General features: G+C 72.8%; 14 protein-coding genes. All 14 read left to right on the top strand.

Annotation, left to right across the window (positions count from 1 at the left end; genetic code table 11):
- Window positions 1-1,470 (top strand): peptidoglycan D,D-transpeptidase FtsI family protein (locus tag AOK09_RS04965; protein WP_107101240.1); only part of this gene is annotated, 1,470 nt, incomplete at its 5' end.
- 20 nt (window positions 1,471-1,490) lie between these two features.
- Window positions 1,491-3,206, top strand: coding sequence for a UDP-N-acetylmuramoyl-L-alanyl-D-glutamate--2,6-diaminopimelate ligase (locus tag AOK09_RS04960; RefSeq protein WP_407675345.1), 1,716 nt, complete (start codon window positions 1,491-1,493; stop codon window positions 3,204-3,206).
- A gap of 6 nt (window positions 3,207-3,212) precedes the next feature.
- Window positions 3,213-4,631, top strand: a complete 1,419-nt coding sequence (locus AOK09_RS04955) for a UDP-N-acetylmuramoyl-tripeptide--D-alanyl-D-alanine ligase (protein WP_055585875.1) — start codon at window positions 3,213-3,215, stop codon at window positions 4,629-4,631.
- Window positions 4,628-5,692 carry a phospho-N-acetylmuramoyl-pentapeptide-transferase gene (gene mraY, locus AOK09_RS04950; protein ID WP_055585874.1) on the top strand — a complete coding sequence of 355 codons (1,065 nt, stop codon included), beginning with the start codon at window positions 4,628-4,630 and terminating at the stop codon, window positions 5,690-5,692. The genes AOK09_RS04955 and mraY overlap by 4 nt, the downstream gene beginning before the upstream one ends.
- On the top strand, window positions 5,689-7,119 hold the full coding sequence (gene murD / locus AOK09_RS04945; RefSeq protein ID WP_055585873.1) for a UDP-N-acetylmuramoyl-L-alanine--D-glutamate ligase: 1,431 nt from the start codon (window positions 5,689-5,691) through the stop codon (window positions 7,117-7,119). The genes mraY and murD overlap by 4 nt, the downstream gene beginning before the upstream one ends.
- Window positions 7,120-7,145: 26 nt before the next feature.
- On the top strand, window positions 7,146-8,516 hold the full coding sequence (gene ftsW / locus AOK09_RS04940) for a putative lipid II flippase FtsW (protein ID WP_079062758.1): 1,371 nt from the start codon (window positions 7,146-7,148) through the stop codon (window positions 8,514-8,516).
- A gap of 6 nt (window positions 8,517-8,522) precedes the next feature.
- Entirely contained in the window at window positions 8,523-9,632 is a 1,110-nt protein-coding gene (murG, locus tag AOK09_RS04935) for an undecaprenyldiphospho-muramoylpentapeptide beta-N-acetylglucosaminyltransferase (protein ID WP_055585872.1), read from the top strand.
- Window positions 9,625-10,407: a cell division protein FtsQ/DivIB gene (locus tag AOK09_RS04930; protein WP_055585871.1), complete on the top strand. Its 783-nt coding sequence runs from the start codon at window positions 9,625-9,627 to the stop codon at window positions 10,405-10,407. Before murG ends, AOK09_RS04930 begins: the two co-directional genes overlap by 8 nt.
- A 339-nt stretch (window positions 10,408-10,746) precedes the next feature.
- Complete coding sequence (gene ftsZ, locus AOK09_RS04925; RefSeq protein ID WP_055585870.1) at window positions 10,747-11,943, top strand: cell division protein FtsZ; 1,197 nt, start codon at window positions 10,747-10,749, stop codon at window positions 11,941-11,943.
- 34 nt (window positions 11,944-11,977) lie between these two features.
- Window positions 11,978-12,718, top strand: coding sequence for a peptidoglycan editing factor PgeF (gene pgeF, locus AOK09_RS04920; protein WP_055585869.1), 741 nt, complete (start codon window positions 11,978-11,980; stop codon window positions 12,716-12,718).
- Entirely contained in the window at window positions 12,715-13,503 is a 789-nt protein-coding gene (locus AOK09_RS04915) for a YggS family pyridoxal phosphate-dependent enzyme (RefSeq protein WP_079062757.1), read from the top strand. The genes pgeF and AOK09_RS04915 overlap by 4 nt, the downstream gene beginning before the upstream one ends.
- Before the next feature lie 216 nt (window positions 13,504-13,719).
- Complete coding sequence (locus tag AOK09_RS04910; RefSeq protein ID WP_055585868.1) at window positions 13,720-14,319, top strand: cell division protein SepF; 600 nt, start codon at window positions 13,720-13,722, stop codon at window positions 14,317-14,319.
- A gap of 65 nt (window positions 14,320-14,384) precedes the next feature.
- On the top strand, window positions 14,385-14,675 hold the full coding sequence (locus AOK09_RS04905; RefSeq protein WP_055585867.1) for a YggT family protein: 291 nt from the start codon (window positions 14,385-14,387) through the stop codon (window positions 14,673-14,675).
- 48 nt (window positions 14,676-14,723) lie between these two features.
- Window positions 14,724-15,899 (top strand): DivIVA domain-containing protein, encoded by a 1,176-nt coding sequence (locus tag AOK09_RS04900; RefSeq protein ID WP_055585866.1) that lies wholly within the window; start codon window positions 14,724-14,726, stop codon window positions 15,897-15,899.
- Window positions 15,900-15,933 lie beyond the last annotated feature (34 nt).

Here is a 15,933-nt window from a genome sequence, read left to right as displayed (position 1 = left end):
ATCTCCGCGCTGCAGACCAGCTTCGCCCGCCAGGCCTCCACCCCGGCCTGCCAGGCGCAGGCCCGCGCGGTGGGCAGGCCCGCCGCGCAGGGCGGCCGCACCGCGGTGGACCCCGGCTGCGCCGATGTGCTCGCCGGGGTCTTCCACCGGGAGACCAGCAAGCGGGTCTACCCGGCGGGCGGCCTGGCGTCCAACGTGGTGGGGTTCGTCAACGGCGAGGGCGTCGGCGCCGCCGGTCTGGAGCAGCAGTACCAGGCCGAACTGGCCGGCCGCGACGGCAGGATCACCTACGCCCAGTCCGGCGGCCGGCTGGTGCCCACCGCGGGCTTCCACGAGCGCGCCGCCGTCCCCGGCACCGATCTGCGGCTCACCCTGGACCGCGACATCCAGTGGGAGGCCCAGCAGGCCATCACCGACCGGGTGAAGGCCGCGGGGGCGGAGAAGGGCTACGTCATTGTTCAGGACGTGCAGTCGGGGCAGGTGCTCGCCATGGCCACCTCGCCCGGCTTCGACGCCGACGACCTCTCCCACGCCGCCCCGGGCACCCTGGGCAACCCCGCGGTGCAGGACGCCTACGAGCCCGGTTCCACCGCCAAGCTGATGACCATGGCGGCGGTGCTGGACTCCGGAACCGCCGCCTGGGACACCCATGTCACGGTGCCCGGCACCCTGCACCGCGCCGACCGGATCTTCCACGACGACGTCGACCACGGCACCTGGCACCTCACCCTCAACGGGGTGCTCGCCAAGTCCTCCAACATCGGCACCATCGAGGCCGCCGAGCACCTGGGCAAGACCCAGGCGCAGTCCAACCAGGTGCTCTACGGCTACCTGCAGAAGTTCGGCATCGGCCGCCCCACCGGCCTGGGCTTCCCCGGGGAGACCCAGGGCATCCTCGCCAAGGGCGCCGACTGGAAGGGCTCCCAGCAGTACACCATCCCGTTCGGCCAGGGCCTGTCGCTGAGCGCCATCCAGGCCACCTCGGTGTACTCCACCATCGCCAACGGAGGGGTCCGGGTCGACCCCACCCTGGTCCAGGGCACCACCGGCCCGGACGGGCACTACACCCCCGCGCCCGCCCCCGAGCAGACCCGGGTGGTCAGCGCGCAGACCGCGGCCACCCTCGCCCGGATGCTGGAGTCGGTGGTCACCGACGAACAGGGCACCGGCACCATGGCGCAGATCCCCGGCTACCGGGTGGCCGGCAAGACCGGAACGGCGAACCGGGTGGACCCCCGCACCGGCCGCTACTCCGGCTACACCGCGTCCTTCATCGGCTTCGCCCCTGCCGACAAGCCCCGGCTGACCGTCTCCTGCGCCATCCAGAACCCCACCAACGGGCACTTCGGCGGCCAGCTGTGCGGCCCGGTGTTCAAGCAGGTGATGGAGTTCGCCCTGAAGACCCTGCGGGTGCCGCCCACCGGCACCGCACCCCCCAATCTGCCCGTCGAGTGGAAGCCCTCCCCATGAGCAGCGACAGTGGAGACGCCGTGAGGTCGATCACCCCCCCGGAGCCGGCGGACGGCGCCCGCGACCACTCGCTTGGCCCCGGCACTGCCGCTCCGGATACCCTGCCTGCCGTGCCAAAACCTGATCAGCCCCAGCGACACCCAGGGACACCGCCGCAGTCCGTGCCGCCGCGCCCCGCCGTGGTCCGCCCGACGCCGCTCGGCGAGATCGCCGGCCTGCTCGGCCTGGCACCGCCCGACGCCGGAGGCCAGGTCACCGGCATCACCCATGACTCGCGGGCGGTGCGCCCCGGTGACCTGTACGTCGCCTTCGGCGGCGCCAACCACCACGGCGCCGCCTTCGCCCCGCAGGCCGTGGCGGCCGGGGCGGTGGCGCTGCTCACCGACCGGGCCGGCGCCGAGCACGCCGCCGGCTGCGGGGTCCCGCTGCTGGTGGTGGACGACCCCAGGACCCGGATGGGCGTTCTTGCCGCGGCCGTCTACGGGGGCCCGGCGGAGCGGCTGCTCACCGTCGGCGTCACCGGGACCAACGGCAAGACCACCACGTCCTACCTGGTGGAGGGCGGGCTGCGCGGCGCCGGGCACACCCCCGGGGTGATCGGCACCGTGGAGATGCGGGTCGGCGCGGAGCGGATCAAGAGCGAGCGCACCACCCCGGAGTCCACCGATCTGCACGCCATCCTCGCGCTGATGTGCGAGCAGGGTGCCGACGCGGTGGCCATGGAGGTCTCCAGCCACGCCCTGGTCTTCGGCCGGGTCGACGGGGTCGTCTACGACATCGCCGTCTTCCTCAACCTGACCCCGGAACACCTGGACTTCCACCCCGACATGGAGGACTACTTCCGGGCCAAGGCGCAGCTCTTCACCGAGCGGCGGGCCCGCCGGGGCGTGGTCAACCTGGACGACCCCTACGGCCGGCGGCTGGCCGCCGAGGCGGCGATCCCGGTGGTCACCTTCTCGGCGTCCGGCGACCCCGCCGCCGACTGGCGGGCCGAGGCCGTGCACCTGGGCCCGGCCGACTCCACCTTCCGCGTGGTGGGCCCGGACGGCGCCGCCGCCGACGCCTCGGTGCCGCTGCCCGGCCCGTTCAACGTGGCCAACGCGCTGGCCGCCATCGCCGCCCTGGCCACCGCCGGGCTGCCGCTGGAGGACGTGGTGGCCGGGGTCGCCGCCGTCCCCGGGGTGCCCGGCCGGATGGAGCGGGTGGACGGCGGCCAGCCGTACCTGGCCGTGGTCGACTACGCGCACAAGCCGGACGCCCTCAGGGCCGTCCTGGAGTCGCTGCGCGAGGTCACCAAGGGCCAGGTGCACGTGGTGATCGGCTGCGGTGGCGACCGCGACCCGCACAAGCGCGGCTCCATGGGCGCCATCGCCGCCCGGCTGGCCGACACCGCCGTCCTCACCAGCGACAACCCCCGCACCGAGGACCCGCTGGCCATCCTCTTCGCCATGCTCGCCGGCGCGGTGGAGGTCCCTGAGGCGGAGCGCGGCGACGTGCTGGTGGTCCCCCGCCGTGCGGAGGCCATCGCCGCTGTCGTGGCCCGCGCCCACGCGGGCGACTCGATCCTGGTCGCGGGCAAGGGCCATGAGCTCGGCCAGTACGTCCGCGACGAGATCCGGCCCTTCGACGACCGGGAGGTGCTGCGCGAGGCGATTCTCGGCAGCGGGCACCGTCCGGACGCCGCGGCACCGGAGCCCCGTCCCGCGGGCGCCGGCCCGGCAGACTCCAAGGAGTAATCCCCAGTGATCGCACTGACCCTCGCCGAGGTCGCCACGGCCGTCGGGGGGACGCTTCACGACGCCCCCGACCCGCAGACCCCGATCACCGCACCGGTGGTCGTGGACTCCCGCCAGGTGCAGCCGGGAGGGCTGTTCGCGGCCGTCCAGGGCGAGCAGGTGGACGGGCACGACTTCGCCGCCAAGGCGGTCGCCGACGGCGCGGCCGCGGTGCTGGCGGCCCGTCCGGTGGGCGTCCCCGCGGTGGTGGTGGACGACGTGGTGGCGGCGCTGGGCCTGCTCGCCCGCGCGGTCGTCGACCGGCTGCCGGACACCGCGGTGGTGGGCCTGACCGGCTCGTCCGGCAAGACCTCCACCAAGGACCTCATCGGGCAGTTGCTGCGGCGCCTGGGCCCGACGGTCTGCCCGGCGGGCAACTTCAACAACGAGATCGGGCTGCCGCTCACCGCGCTCCAGGCCGACCACGGCACCCGCTTCCTGGTGCTGGAGATGGGCGCCCGCGGCAAGGGCCACATCGCCTACCTCACCGGCCTCACCCCGCCGCGCATCGGCCTGGTGCTCAACGTCGGCTCCGCGCACTCCGGGGAGTTCGGCGGCAAGGCCGCCATCGCCGAGGCCAAGGGCGAGCTGGTGGAGTCGCTGCCGGCCGACGGCGTGGCCGTCCTCAACGCCGACGACCCGTTGGTCCGCACCATGGCCGGGCGCACCCGGGCCCGGGTGGTCTGGTTCGGGGAGTCGGAGCAGGCCCAGTTCAGGGCCACGGACGTACGCCTGGACGCGTCCGGCCGCCCGTCCTTCACACTGACCACCCCGGCCGGTTCCGCCTCCGTGACCTTGCGCCTGTACGGTGAGCACCACGTTTCCAACGCCCTGGCCGCCGCAGCGGTGGCAGGGGAGTTGGGGATGTCCGTCGACGACACCGCCGCTGCCCTGGGCGAGGCGGATGCGCTCTCCCGCTGGCGCATGGAGGTCGTCGAACGGGCCGACGGTGTCACCGTCGTCAACGACGCCTACAACGCGAACCCGGAGTCCGTGCGGGCCGCGCTGCGGACGCTGGCGGCGATGGCCGGCACCGGCGAGGAGCGCCGCCGTACCTGGGCGGTGCTCGGCGAGATGCGGGAGCTCGGCGAGGAGACCCTCGCGGAGCACGACGCCATCGGACGTCTGGCCGTCCGGCTGAACATCACCAAGGTGGTGGCGGTCGGGGGCCGCGAGGCGGCCTGGCTCGACATGGGTGCCAAGAACGAAGGTTCGTGGGGTGAGGAGTCGGTGCTGGTGTCCGACGCTGACGCGGCGGTCGAGCTGCTGCGCGATCAGGTACGGCCGGGGGATGTGGTGCTGGTGAAGGCCTCCCGGGCGGCCGGCCTGGAGCGGGTCGCCGAGGCCCTGCTCGCCGGTGACGGAGCGACAGGAGCGGCCAAGTGAGGCAGATCCTCTTCGCGGGAGTGATCGGCCTGGTCCTGACGCTGATCGGGACCCCGCTGCTGATCAGACTGCTGGCCAGGCACGGCTACGGCCAGATGATCCGGGACGACGGCCCGGCCGCGCACCACAGCAAGCGCGGCACCCCCACGATGGGCGGTATCGCCTTCATCCTGGCGACGATCATCGCCTATGCGATCACCCATGTGATCGTGGCCGACAAGCCGCCGACCGCCTCCGGGCTGCTGGTGCTCTTCCTGACGGCCGGTCTGGGACTGGTCGGCTTCCTGGACGACTACATCAAGGTCGTCAAGCAGCGCTCGCTGGGTCTGCGCGCCAAGGCCAAGCTGGTCGGCCAGTCCGCGGTGGGCCTCGCCTTCGCGGTGCTCGCCCTGCAGTTCCACGACAGCCGGGGGCTGACGCCGGCCTCCACCAAACTGTCGTTCGTGCAGGACTTCGGCTGGTCGATAGGGCCCGTGCTGTTCGTCATCTGGGCGTACTTCATGATCGCTGCGATGTCGAACGGCGTGAACCTCACCGACGGCCTGGACGGCCTGGCCACCGGCGCCTCGGTGATGGTCTTCGGTGCCTATGTCTTCATCGGCGTCTGGCAGCACGGCCAGAACTGCGCCTTCACCCTCACCGCGACCGCCAACTGCTACGACGTCCGCGACCCGCTGGACCTCGCGGTGGTGGCCTCGGCGCTGATGGGCTCCTGCTTCGGCTTCCTGTGGTGGAACACCTCACCCGCCAAGATCTTCATGGGCGACACCGGCTCCCTGGCGCTCGGCGGCGCGCTGGCCGGTCTGGCCATCTGCTCCCGCACCGAGATGCTGCTGGCCCTGCTGGGCGGCCTCTTCGTGCTGATCACCCTGTCGGTGATCATCCAGGTCAGCTCCTTCCGGATGACCGGCAAGCGGGTCTTCAAGATGGCACCGCTCCAGCACCACTTCGAACTCAAGGGGTGGAGCGAGGTCCTCATCGTGGTCCGTTTCTGGATCATCCAGGGCCTCTGCGTCGCCGTCGGCCTCGGACTCTTCTACGCGGGCTGGGTGACCGGATGACCGAGAGCTTCGCCGGGCTGCCCATCGCGGTCGCCGGACTCGGCGTGTCCGGCATCAGCGCCGCCCGGGTGCTCCACGGCCTGGGCGCCGTCGTCACCGTCGTCGACGGCGGCGACTCCCCGGCGCTGCGCCGGCGCGCCGCCGGCCTGGAGGCGGACGGTGTCACCGTACGCCTCGGCGACGGCGACACCCTGCCCGACGGCACCCGGCTGGTCGTCACCTCGCCCGGCTGGCCCCCCTCCAGCCCGCTGTTCAGCGCCGCCGCGGCGGCGGCCGTCCCGGTCTGGGGCGACGTGGAACTGGCCTGGCGGCTGCGCCGGCCGCACCCGGTCACCGGCGAGCCCACCCCCTGGCTGGCCGTCACCGGCACCAACGGCAAGACCACCACCGTCCAGATGCTGGCCTCCATCCTCACCGCGGCGGGCCTGCGTACCGCCGCCGTGGGCAATGTGGGCGTCTCCGTGCTGGACGCGGTGCTGGCCGAGGAGCCCTACGACGTGCTCGCCGTGGAGCTCTCCAGCTACCAGCTGCACTGGGCGCCCTCGCTGCGCCCGCACTCCGCGGTGGTGCTCAACCTGGCGCCCGACCACCTGGACTGGCACGGCTCCATGGAGGCGTACGCCGCCGACAAGGGCCGTATCTACCAGGGCAACACCGTCGCCTGCGTCTACAACGACGCGGACAAGGCCACCGAGGACCTGGTCCGCGAGGCCGACGTCGAGGAGGGCTGCCGCGCCGTCGGCTTCACCCTCGGCGCCCCCGGACTCTCGCAACTCGGCGTCGTGGACGGCCTGCTGGTCGACCGGGCCTTCGTCGCGGACCGGCAGCGCACCGCCGCCGAGCTGGCCTCCGTCGAGGACGTGCGGCCGCCGGCCCCGCACAACATCGCCAACGCCCTCGCCGCCGCGGCGCTGGCCCGCGCCTACGGGGTCGAGCCCCGCGCGGTCCGGGACGGGCTGCGGGCCTTCCGCCCCGACGCCCACCGCATCGCGGAGGTCGGCGTGGTGGACGAGGTGACGTACATCGACGACTCCAAGGCCACCAACACCCATGCCGCGGCCGCCTCGCTGGCCGCCTACCGGCCGGTGGTGTGGATCGCCGGCGGCCTCGCCAAGGGCGCGGCCTTCGACGAGTTGGTGGCCACCGCCGCCGACCGGCTGCGCGGAGTGGTGCTGATCGGCGCCGACCGGGCGGTGATCCGCGAGGCACTGCGGCGACACGCCCCGGATGTGCCGGTGATCGAGCCGGCCGAGGGCCACACTGGCGCCGAGGCGATGACCGCCGTGGTCCGCGCCGCCGCGGGTCTCGCCGAACCCGGCGACACCGTGCTGCTGGCCCCGGCCTGCGCCTCGATGGACATGTTCACCAACTACGGTGAACGCGGCGACCTCTTCGCCGCCGCCGTACGCGATCTGTCACGACGCTGAGGAGAACGACCGGGAAGGGGCGAGCGGTGCCGGAACAAGTACGCGGGCGCACGTCCGCGCCACCGCCGCAGCGCTCCGCCGCCCGCCCCCCGGTCATCTCGGCGTCCGCCACCACCTTCCGCGCCGCCGGGCCCACCGCGGCCCTGCGGGGCTTCACCGCCCGGCTCCGGCGCACCCTCGATCGGCCGCTCACCGCCTACTACCTGATCCTCGGCGCCAGCCTGCTGATCCTGGTGCTGGGGCTGGTGATGGTCTTCTCCGCCTCGCAGATCACCGCGCTCAGCCAGGGCCTGCCGGTGCTGTTCTACTTCCTCAAGCAGCTGATGGCGGTGGTCCTCGGCCTCGGGCTGATGCTGGTGGCCGCCCGGCTGCCGGTGGCGCTGCACCGGGCGCTGGCCTATCCGCTGCTGCTGGGGTCGATCTTCCTGATGGTCCTGGTCACCATCCCCGGCGTCGGGGTGGAGGTGGGCGGCAACCGCAACTGGATCAATGTCGGCCTCTTCCAGATCCAGCCCTCCGAGTTCGGCAAGCTGGCGCTGGTGCTCTGGGGCGCCGACCTGCTGGCCCGCAAGCAGCGGATGCGGATGCTGGACCAGTGGAAGCACCTGCTGGTGCCGCTGGTGCCGGGCACGGTCTTCCTGCTGATGCTGATCATGGCCGGCGGTGACATGGGCACCGCGATGATCCTGGTCGCGGTGCTCTTCGGGCTGCTGTGGATGGCCGGTGCCCCGCTGCGGCTCTTCGCCGGGGCGGCGGGCATCGCCGTGGTGATGTCCACCGCGCTGATCGTGCTGGCCCCGCACCGGCTCGCCCGGATCAACTGCGTGGGCGTCACCCACACCGGCCCCGACGAGCCCTGCTGGCAGGCCGTGCACGGCCTCTACGCCCTGGCCTCCGGGGGCCTCTTCGGCTCGGGCCTGGGCGCCGGGGTGGAGAAGTGGGGCCAGCTGCCCGCCTCCCACACCGACTTCATCTTCGCCGTGACGGGCGAGGAGCTGGGCCTGGCGGGGACGCTGTCGGTGCTCGGCCTCTTCGCGGCACTAGGGTATGCGGGTATCCGCGTGGCCGGACGCACGAAGGACCCCTTCGTCAGGTATGCCGCGGGAGGCGCCACCACCTGGATCATGGCCCAGGCTGTGATCAACATCGGTGCGGTGCTGGGACTGCTGCCCATCGCGGGAGTCCCGCTCCCGCTGTTCTCCTACGGAGGGTCCGCACTGCTGCCGACCCTGTTCGCCATCGGCATGCTGCTGTGCTTCGCACGGAGCGAGCCGGGGGCCAGGGCGGCCCTGGCCGCACGGGGCTCCACCTCCCGGATCAGGGCGACCCTGGCCCGGGTGCTGCCACGACGAACCACAGCGCGGCCCGCCACCGGGCAGCCGCGCAGGGAGCGGTGAATTTCGGTGCATGTCGTACTCGCCGGCGGGGGGACCGCCGGTCACATCGAGCCCGCGCTCGCCCTCGCCGACGCACTCCGCCGGCACGACCCGACGGTCGGCATCACGGCGCTGGGCACGGAGCGGGGCCTGGAGACCAGGCTGGTCCCCGAGCGCGGCTACCACCTGGAGCTGATCCCGGCGGTCCCGCTGCCGCGGCGGCCCACCCCCGAGCTGATCACCGTCCCGGGCCGGCTTCGCGCCACCGTCAAGGCCACCCAGGACATCATCGAGCGGTCCAAGGCCGACGCCGTGGTCGGCTTCGGCGGCTATGTGGCCATGCCGGCCTATCTGGCGGCCAAGCGCGCCGGGGTGCCGATCGTGGTCCACGAGGCCAATGCCCGCCCCGGCCTGGCCAACAAGGTCGGCTCCCGCTACACCGACTTCGTCGCGGTCTCCACCCCGGACAGCAAGCTGCGCGGCGCCCGCTACGTCGGCATCCCGCTGCGCCGCACCATCGCCACCCTGGACCGCCAGGCCGCCCGCCCCGAGGCACGCCACTACTTCGGCCTCGACCAGCGGCTGCCCACCCTGCTCGTCACCGGCGGCTCCCAGGGCGCCCGGCGGCTGAACGAGACGGTTCAGGCCATTGCCCCGCGGCTGCAGCAGTACGGGGTGCAGATCCTGCACGCCGTCGGCCCCAAGAACGAGCTGCCGAGGGTGGACGACATCCCCGGGATGCCGCCCTACCGCGCGGTGCCCTACCTGGACCGGATGGACCTCGCCTACGCCGCCGCCGACATGATGCTCTGCCGGGCCGGCGCCATGACCGTGGCCGAACTGGCCGCGGTGGGCCTGCCCGCCGCCTTCGTCCCGCTGCCGATCGGCAACGGCGAGCAGCGGCTCAACGCCCAGCCCGTGGTCAAGGCCGGCGGCGGACTGCTGGTCGACGACGCCGAGCTGACGCCGGAGTGGGTGCTGGGCAGCGTGCTGCCGGTGCTCACCGACCCCCAGCGGCTGTGGGACATGAGCCGCGCCGCCGCCGAGTTCGGTCGCCGGGACGCCGACGACCTGCTGGTCGGCATGGTGTACGAGGCCATCAGCGCGGCAAGGGGGCACGGCCCGCACCGTGGCTGAGCCGATCGCCCCGCAGCGCCGCGGGGAGCAGCCGGAGCGGGCGGCGGCCGAGGGGTCGCCGCCCCGCCTCCGGCTGTCCCGGCGGGGGGTGGCCGTGCTGGCCGCGCTCTGTGCGGTGCTGACGGCGGTCTGCGTCTGGCTGGTCTTCTTCTCCTCGGTGCTCCAGGTCCGCACGGTGGCGGTCACCGGCAACCACGAACTGACCGCCGAGCAGGTCGTCGCCGCGGCCGGGGTGCACCCCGGGGGCCCGCTGGCCCGGGTGGACCTCGAGGCGGTGCGGCGACGGATTTCGGCCGGGCTGCGGAAGGCGGACCGGGTGGAGGTGTGGCGGGGCTGGCCGCACACCCTGCGGATCAAGATCACCGAGCGCCGGGCGGTGGCGGCGGTGAAGGAGGCCGACGGCCGCTACACCCGGGTCGACGCCTCCGGGGTGCGGTTCGCGACCGACGCGGCGCCGCCCAGGGGCGTACCGGTGGTGGAGCTCAAGGAGTCCCCGGCGGCCCGGGACGCGGCGGCGGCCTTTCCGCAGAAGGCCCTGATCGCCGCCGCGGTGCAGGTGGCGCGGGACCTGCCGGCCGCGGTGGCGGGGAAGGCCGCGGCGGTCGAGGTGCACTCCTTCGACGACATCGAACTGCGGCTGGACGGCGGCCGAACCGTGCTGTGGGGCAGCGCCGAGCGGGGGTCGCGCAAGGCCGCGGTGCTCACCGCGCTGCTGACCCGGCCGGCCCGGACGTACGACGTCAGTGCTCCGGACGCGCCGGCCACGGCGGGCTGACGGCTCGTAGGGGTGTTGACGCCGGGCGCCGGCGGCCGGACCATGGTCCACCCCGGCTGAGTGGGCCGCAGGGTGATCACATAGGCTCAAAAGAAAAGCAGGAGGCTCGGCGTGTTCGTTGAACGCAGCCGCGCATCGACCTAGTGTCCTGTGTCATCAGGACGTTGAAAGAGACACTGACACAGCAGTAACCCTAAACCTCAAGGTTAGGGTTCGGGTCGGCGGTCGGCATTCCGGGGCATCGACCCCGGAAACGGGCACCCCACCCATGGGCATCCGTCGTACGGCACTCACCACGCAGCCGTCCGACCCGGTAACTCGAGGCGAGAGGCCTTCGACGTGGCAGCACCGCAGAACTACCTCGCAGTCATCAAGGTCGTCGGAATCGGCGGCGGTGGCGTCAACGCCATCAACCGGATGATCGAGGTCGGGCTCAAGGGCGTCGAGTTCATCGCGATCAACACCGATGCGCAGGCCCTCCTGATGAGCGACGCCGACGTCAAGCTCGACGTGGGCCGTGAACTCACCCGGGGTCTGGGCGCAGGCGCCAACCCCGAGGTCGGCCGCAAGGCCGCGGAGGACCACCGCGAGGAGATCGAGGAGGTCCTCAAGGGGGCCGACATGGTCTTCGTCACCGCCGGCGAGGGCGGCGGCACCGGCACCGGCGGCGCACCCGTGGTGGCCAACATCGCCCGCTCGCTGGGCGCCCTGACCATCGGTGTGGTCACCCGGCCCTTCACCTTCGAGGGCCGCCGCCGCGCCAACCAGGCCGAGGACGGCATCGCGCAGCTGCGCGAAGAGGTCGACACCCTCATCGTCATCCCCAACGACCGGCTGCTGTCCATCTCCGACCGCCAGGTCAGCGTGCTGGACGCGTTCCGCTCCGCGGACCAGGTGCTGCTCTCCGGTGTGCAGGGCATCACCGACCTGATCACCACCCCCGGTCTGATCAACCTGGACTTCGCCGACGTCAAGTCGGTGATGTCGGACGCCGGGTCCGCCCTGATGGGCATCGGCTCCGCCCGCGGTGAGGACCGCGCCAAGGCCGCCGCCGAGATGGCCATCTCATCGCCGCTGCTGGAGGCCTCCATCGACGGCGCCCGCGGGGTGCTGCTCTCCATCTCCGGCGGATCCGACCTCGGCCTCTTCGAGATCAACGAGGCGGCCCAGCTGGTCAGCGAGGCCGCCCACCCGGAGGCCAACATCATCTTCGGCGCGGTCATCGACGACGCCCTCGGCGACGAGGTGCGGGTGACCGTGATCGCCGCCGGCTTCGACGGCGGCCAGCCCCCGGCCATCGTCCGCGACCCGGTGGTGAAGTCCACCCCGCAGGACCGCGACCGCGACCGCCCGGCCCCGGCACGCCCCTCCTACGGGTCCCTGGGCTCCGTCGCCGCCTCCGACGAGGTCCCGGCGAGCCGTTCCGAGTCGGTCCCCGCCCCGGTGAGCCCCCCGGTGCCGCCGCAGGTCCCGCCGGTGCGCCCCTACGTCGAGACCCCGGCCGAGGAGCTGGACGTCCCGGACTTCCTCAAGTGACCGCACCGATAGCGGCGCGCCCGGGGAGCAGCGAGTGATCGGGCAGCGCATCGAGCGCGACGGGGCTCACTTCGCCTTCACCGACCGGTGGGGCGGAGTGAGCTCCGCTCCGTACGGAGAGCTCAACCTCGGCGGTGCGGTCGGCGACGACGCCGCCGCCGTGCGCAGCAACCGGGCGCTCGCCGCAGGCTCCCTCGGCCTGGACCCGGCGGACGTGGTCTGGATGAACCAGGTGCACGGCCGGGAGGTCGCCGAGGCCACCGGCCGTCAGCAGGACGGCGAGGCACCTCGGGTGGACGCGGTCGTCACCACCCGCCCCGGGCTCGCCCTGGCGGTGCTCACCGCCGACTGCGCACCCGTGCTGCTGGCCGACCCCGTCGCCGGGGTGGCCGCCGCCGCCCACGCCGGCCGGCCGGGCCTCGCCGCCGGGGTCGTCCCCGCGGCCGTGGAGGCGATGGTGCGGCTGGGCGCCCGTCCGGAGCGGATCACCGCCGTCACCGGGCCCACCGTCTGCGGCCGCTGCTACGAGGTCCCCGAGGCGCTGCGGGCCGAGGTCGCCGCGGTCGTCCCGGCGGCGTACGCCACCACCGGCTGGGGGACCCCCGCCCTGGACGTGCCCGCCGGAGTGCACGCCCAGCTCGCCGAGGCGGGCGTCACCGACCTGCACCGCTCCCCGGTCTGCACCATGGAGTCGGTGGACCACTTCTCCTACCGCCGTGAGCAGCGCACCGGGCGCCTCGCCGGCTACGTCTGGTTGGATCCACAGGAGAGATGACGAATCACGGTGACGGGTCGTTCCCCGACGGCCCGTCGTTCCCCGATGCCCCGACCGGACCCGACCCGGCGCGCCGCGAGCAGTTGCGCGCCAACCTCGCCGGGGTGGAGCAGCGCATCGCCGCGGCCTGCGCCGCCGCCGGGCGCCCACGCGACGAGGTCACCCTGGTGGTGGTCACCAAGACCTATCCGGCGGCGGACACCCGGCTGCTCGCCTCCCTCGGGGTGCGGGAGGTGGCCGAGAACCGGGACCAGGACGCCGCCCCCAAGGCCGCCGAGTGTGCGGATCTGCCACTGACCTGGCACTTCGTCGGGCAGCTGCAGACCAACAAGGTGCGCTCCGTGATTGGTTATGCGGATTATGTGCACTCCGTCGACCGGCTGCGGCTGGTGGAGGCGCTCTCCTCGGCGGTGCTGAAGGCCGGACGGCCGGATCTGGGCTGCCTGGTGCAGGTGGCCCTGGACCGGGAGTCGGCCGGCGGTGCAGGCCGGGCCGGGGTGTCCCCCGATGAGGTGGCGGCCCTCGCCGACGCCATCGCGGCGGCGCCCGGGCTGGCCCTAGCGGGCGTGATGACGGTGGCTCCGCTCGCCGGCCGCTACGCCGGCGATCCGGCGGCGGCTTTCGGCCGCCTGGCGGAAATCGCAAGCGCAGTACGGGCGGCCCATCCGGCTGCCACGATGGTCTCGGCGGGGATGAGCGGCGACCTCGAACAGGCCGTTGCCGCCGGTGCGACACATGTGCGCGTCGGAACGGCGGTACTCGGCGCGCGGCCACCCCTCCGGTAACGTCACCGGTTAGTAGATCAGACCACAGGACAAAATAGGACAAGATGCATCGCCTTCGCATTGCGGCGGCGAATCGTGGATCGTATGTCCGCGGCCACGCAGCGGACCTGACGCATCGTCGGGCGCCGGGCGGACCGCGGTCCCGACCTCCGGCGCCGTCGGGGGCGGGGTCTGGCCGGTGACGGGCCGATCCACCACAGAGCGGAGGACAGGAGTATGGCCGGCGCTATGCGCAAGATGGCGGTCTACCTCGGCCTCGTGGAGGACGAGACGTACGACGGCCAGGGGTACGACCCCGACGACGACTACGACGCGGACCCCGAGCCGCTGCGTGGCGCGCGCACCGAGGAGGTGCCCCGGCAGCAGCCGGCTGCGGCCGCGGCCCACGCGGTCCCGCATGCCGCTCCGGCGGCGCAGGCGGTGCCGATCCGCCAGGAGCCGGCACGGATGGCTCCGGTGTCCTCCATCACACCCGAACGCCGTCACGTGGAGAAGAGCGCCCCGGTGATCATGCCCAAGGTCGTCAACGAGCGAGAGCCGTACCGCATCACCACACTCCACCCCCGAACCTACAACGAGGCCCGCACCATCGGGGAACACTTCCGTGACGGCACCCCCGTGATCATGAATCTCACGGAGATGGACGACACCGACGCCAAGCGCCTCGTAGACTTCGCGGCTGGACTCGTCTTCGGTCTGCACGGCAGCATCGAGCGGGTGACGCAGAAGGTGTTCCTGCTGTCTCCTGCTAACGTCGATGTCACGGCGGAGGACAAGGCCCGTATCGCCGAGGGTGGGTTCTTCAACCAGAGCTGACCCAGCCACAACACCAGGTACGGATCCGCTGACAGTGAGTGAACGGACAGGGAGAGGGAAGCGCGATGGGCATCGTGTCGGCAGTGCTCTACTACGCACTGACCGTCTTCCTGATCATCCTGCTCTTCCGGCTGGTGATGGACTGGGTGTTCCAGTTCGCCCGCTCCTGGCACCCCGGGAGGGCCATGATTGTGGTCCTCGAGGCCACGTACACTGTCACGGATCCGCCGCTCAAGCTTCTGCGGCGGTTCATTCCGCCGCTACGTCTCGGGGGCGTGGCGCTCGACCTGTCCTTCTTCGTACTGATGATCATTGTGTATGTCCTGATCTCGCTCGTGGTGAGACTGCCGTGGTAAGCGCGCGACAGGACGCCGGTGTGCCGACGATCACGTTGAGGTGAAGAGATGCCGTTGACCCCCGAGGACGTTCGTAACAAGCAGTTCACGACCGTCCGCCTCCGCGAAGGCTATGACGAGGACGAGGTCGATGCCTTCCTCGACGAGGTCGAAGCAGAGCTGACGCGACTGCTCCGCGAGAACGAGGACCTGCGCGCCAAGCTGGCCGCTGCGACCCGCGCCGCCGCGCAGAACCAGCAGAACATGCGCAAGGAGCAGGAGCAGCAGCAGCGCCCCAACGCTCCGGTGCCCGCTGCCATATCGGGACCGCCCATCCCGGGCCAGCAGCAGATGCCGCAGCAGATGGGCGGCCCCCAGCAGCTCGGCCTGCCCCCGGGCGGCCAGCAGCAGATGGGCGGCCCGCCGCAGCTGCCCGCCGGCCCCGGTGGCCAGCCGCCGATGCCGCAGCAGATGGGCGGACCCATGGGCCCTGGTCCCATGGGAGGCCCCATGGGCCCCGGTGGCCCCATGGGCGGCCCGATGGGCGGCCCCATGGGCGGTCCTCCGCACATGCAGCAGCAGCAGGGCCCGGGCGGCGACAGCGCGGCCCGCGTGCTGGCGCTCGCCCAGCAGACCGCCGACCAGGCGATCGCCGAGGCCCGTTCCGAGGCCAACAAGATCGTCGGTGAGGCCCGCAGCCGCGCCGAGGGACTTGAGCGCGACGCCCGGTCCAAGGCCGACGCCCTGGAGCGGGACGCGCAGGAGAAGCACCGGGTGGCCATGGGCTCCCTGGAGTCCGCCCGCGCCACGCTGGAGCGCAAGGTCGAGGACCTGCGCGCCTTCGAGCGCGAGTACCGGACCCGGCTGAAGTCCTACCTGGAGACCCAGCTGCGTCAGCTGGAGTCGCAGGCGGACGACTCGCTCGCCCCGCCGCGCACCCCGGCCACCGCTTCGCTGCCCCCGGCGGCGTCGATGGCGCCGGCCGGCGCTCCCTCGGGCATGGGCGGCCAGACCTTCGGCGGACAGCAGTCCTTCGGCGGCGGCAGCCAGCCCAGCTTCGGCGGGCAGCAGTCCTTCGGTGCCAACGGTCAGGGCGGCGGCTTCGGCGGCGGCCAGAACTCGCCGATGGCCCCGGCCGGGATGACCCAGCCGATGGCCGCGGTCCGGCCGCAGCCCCCGCAGCCGCTGCAGCAGGCCCCGACCCCGATGCGCGGCTTCCTCATCGACGAGGAGAACGACAACTGAGGGAGCGGGTCGGCGTGATGCTCGTCACATGACC

Source organism: Peterkaempfera griseoplana (genome assembly GCF_001418575.1).
Lineage (GTDB): Bacteria > Actinomycetota > Actinomycetes > Streptomycetales > Streptomycetaceae > Peterkaempfera > Peterkaempfera griseoplana.
Note: the sequence above shows the minus strand (reverse complement) of the source record. Positions and strands in the feature narration are given on the sequence as shown.

Excerpts from the sequence above, each read along its gene's own strand:
- AOK09_RS04915 (WP_079062757.1), top strand. The coding sequence starts at position 12,715 with ATGACGAATCACGGTGACGGGTCGTTCCCCGACGGCCCGTCGTTCCCC.
- AOK09_RS04910 (WP_055585868.1), top strand. The coding sequence starts at position 13,720 with ATGGCCGGCGCTATGCGCAAGATGGCGGTCTACCTCGGCCTCGTGGAG.
- murD (WP_055585873.1), top strand. The coding sequence starts at position 5,689 with ATGACCGAGAGCTTCGCCGGGCTGCCCATCGCGGTCGCCGGACTCGGC.
- AOK09_RS04900 (WP_055585866.1), top strand. The coding sequence starts at position 14,724 with ATGCCGTTGACCCCCGAGGACGTTCGTAACAAGCAGTTCACGACCGTC.
- AOK09_RS04905 (WP_055585867.1), top strand. The coding sequence starts at position 14,385 with ATGGGCATCGTGTCGGCAGTGCTCTACTACGCACTGACCGTCTTCCTG.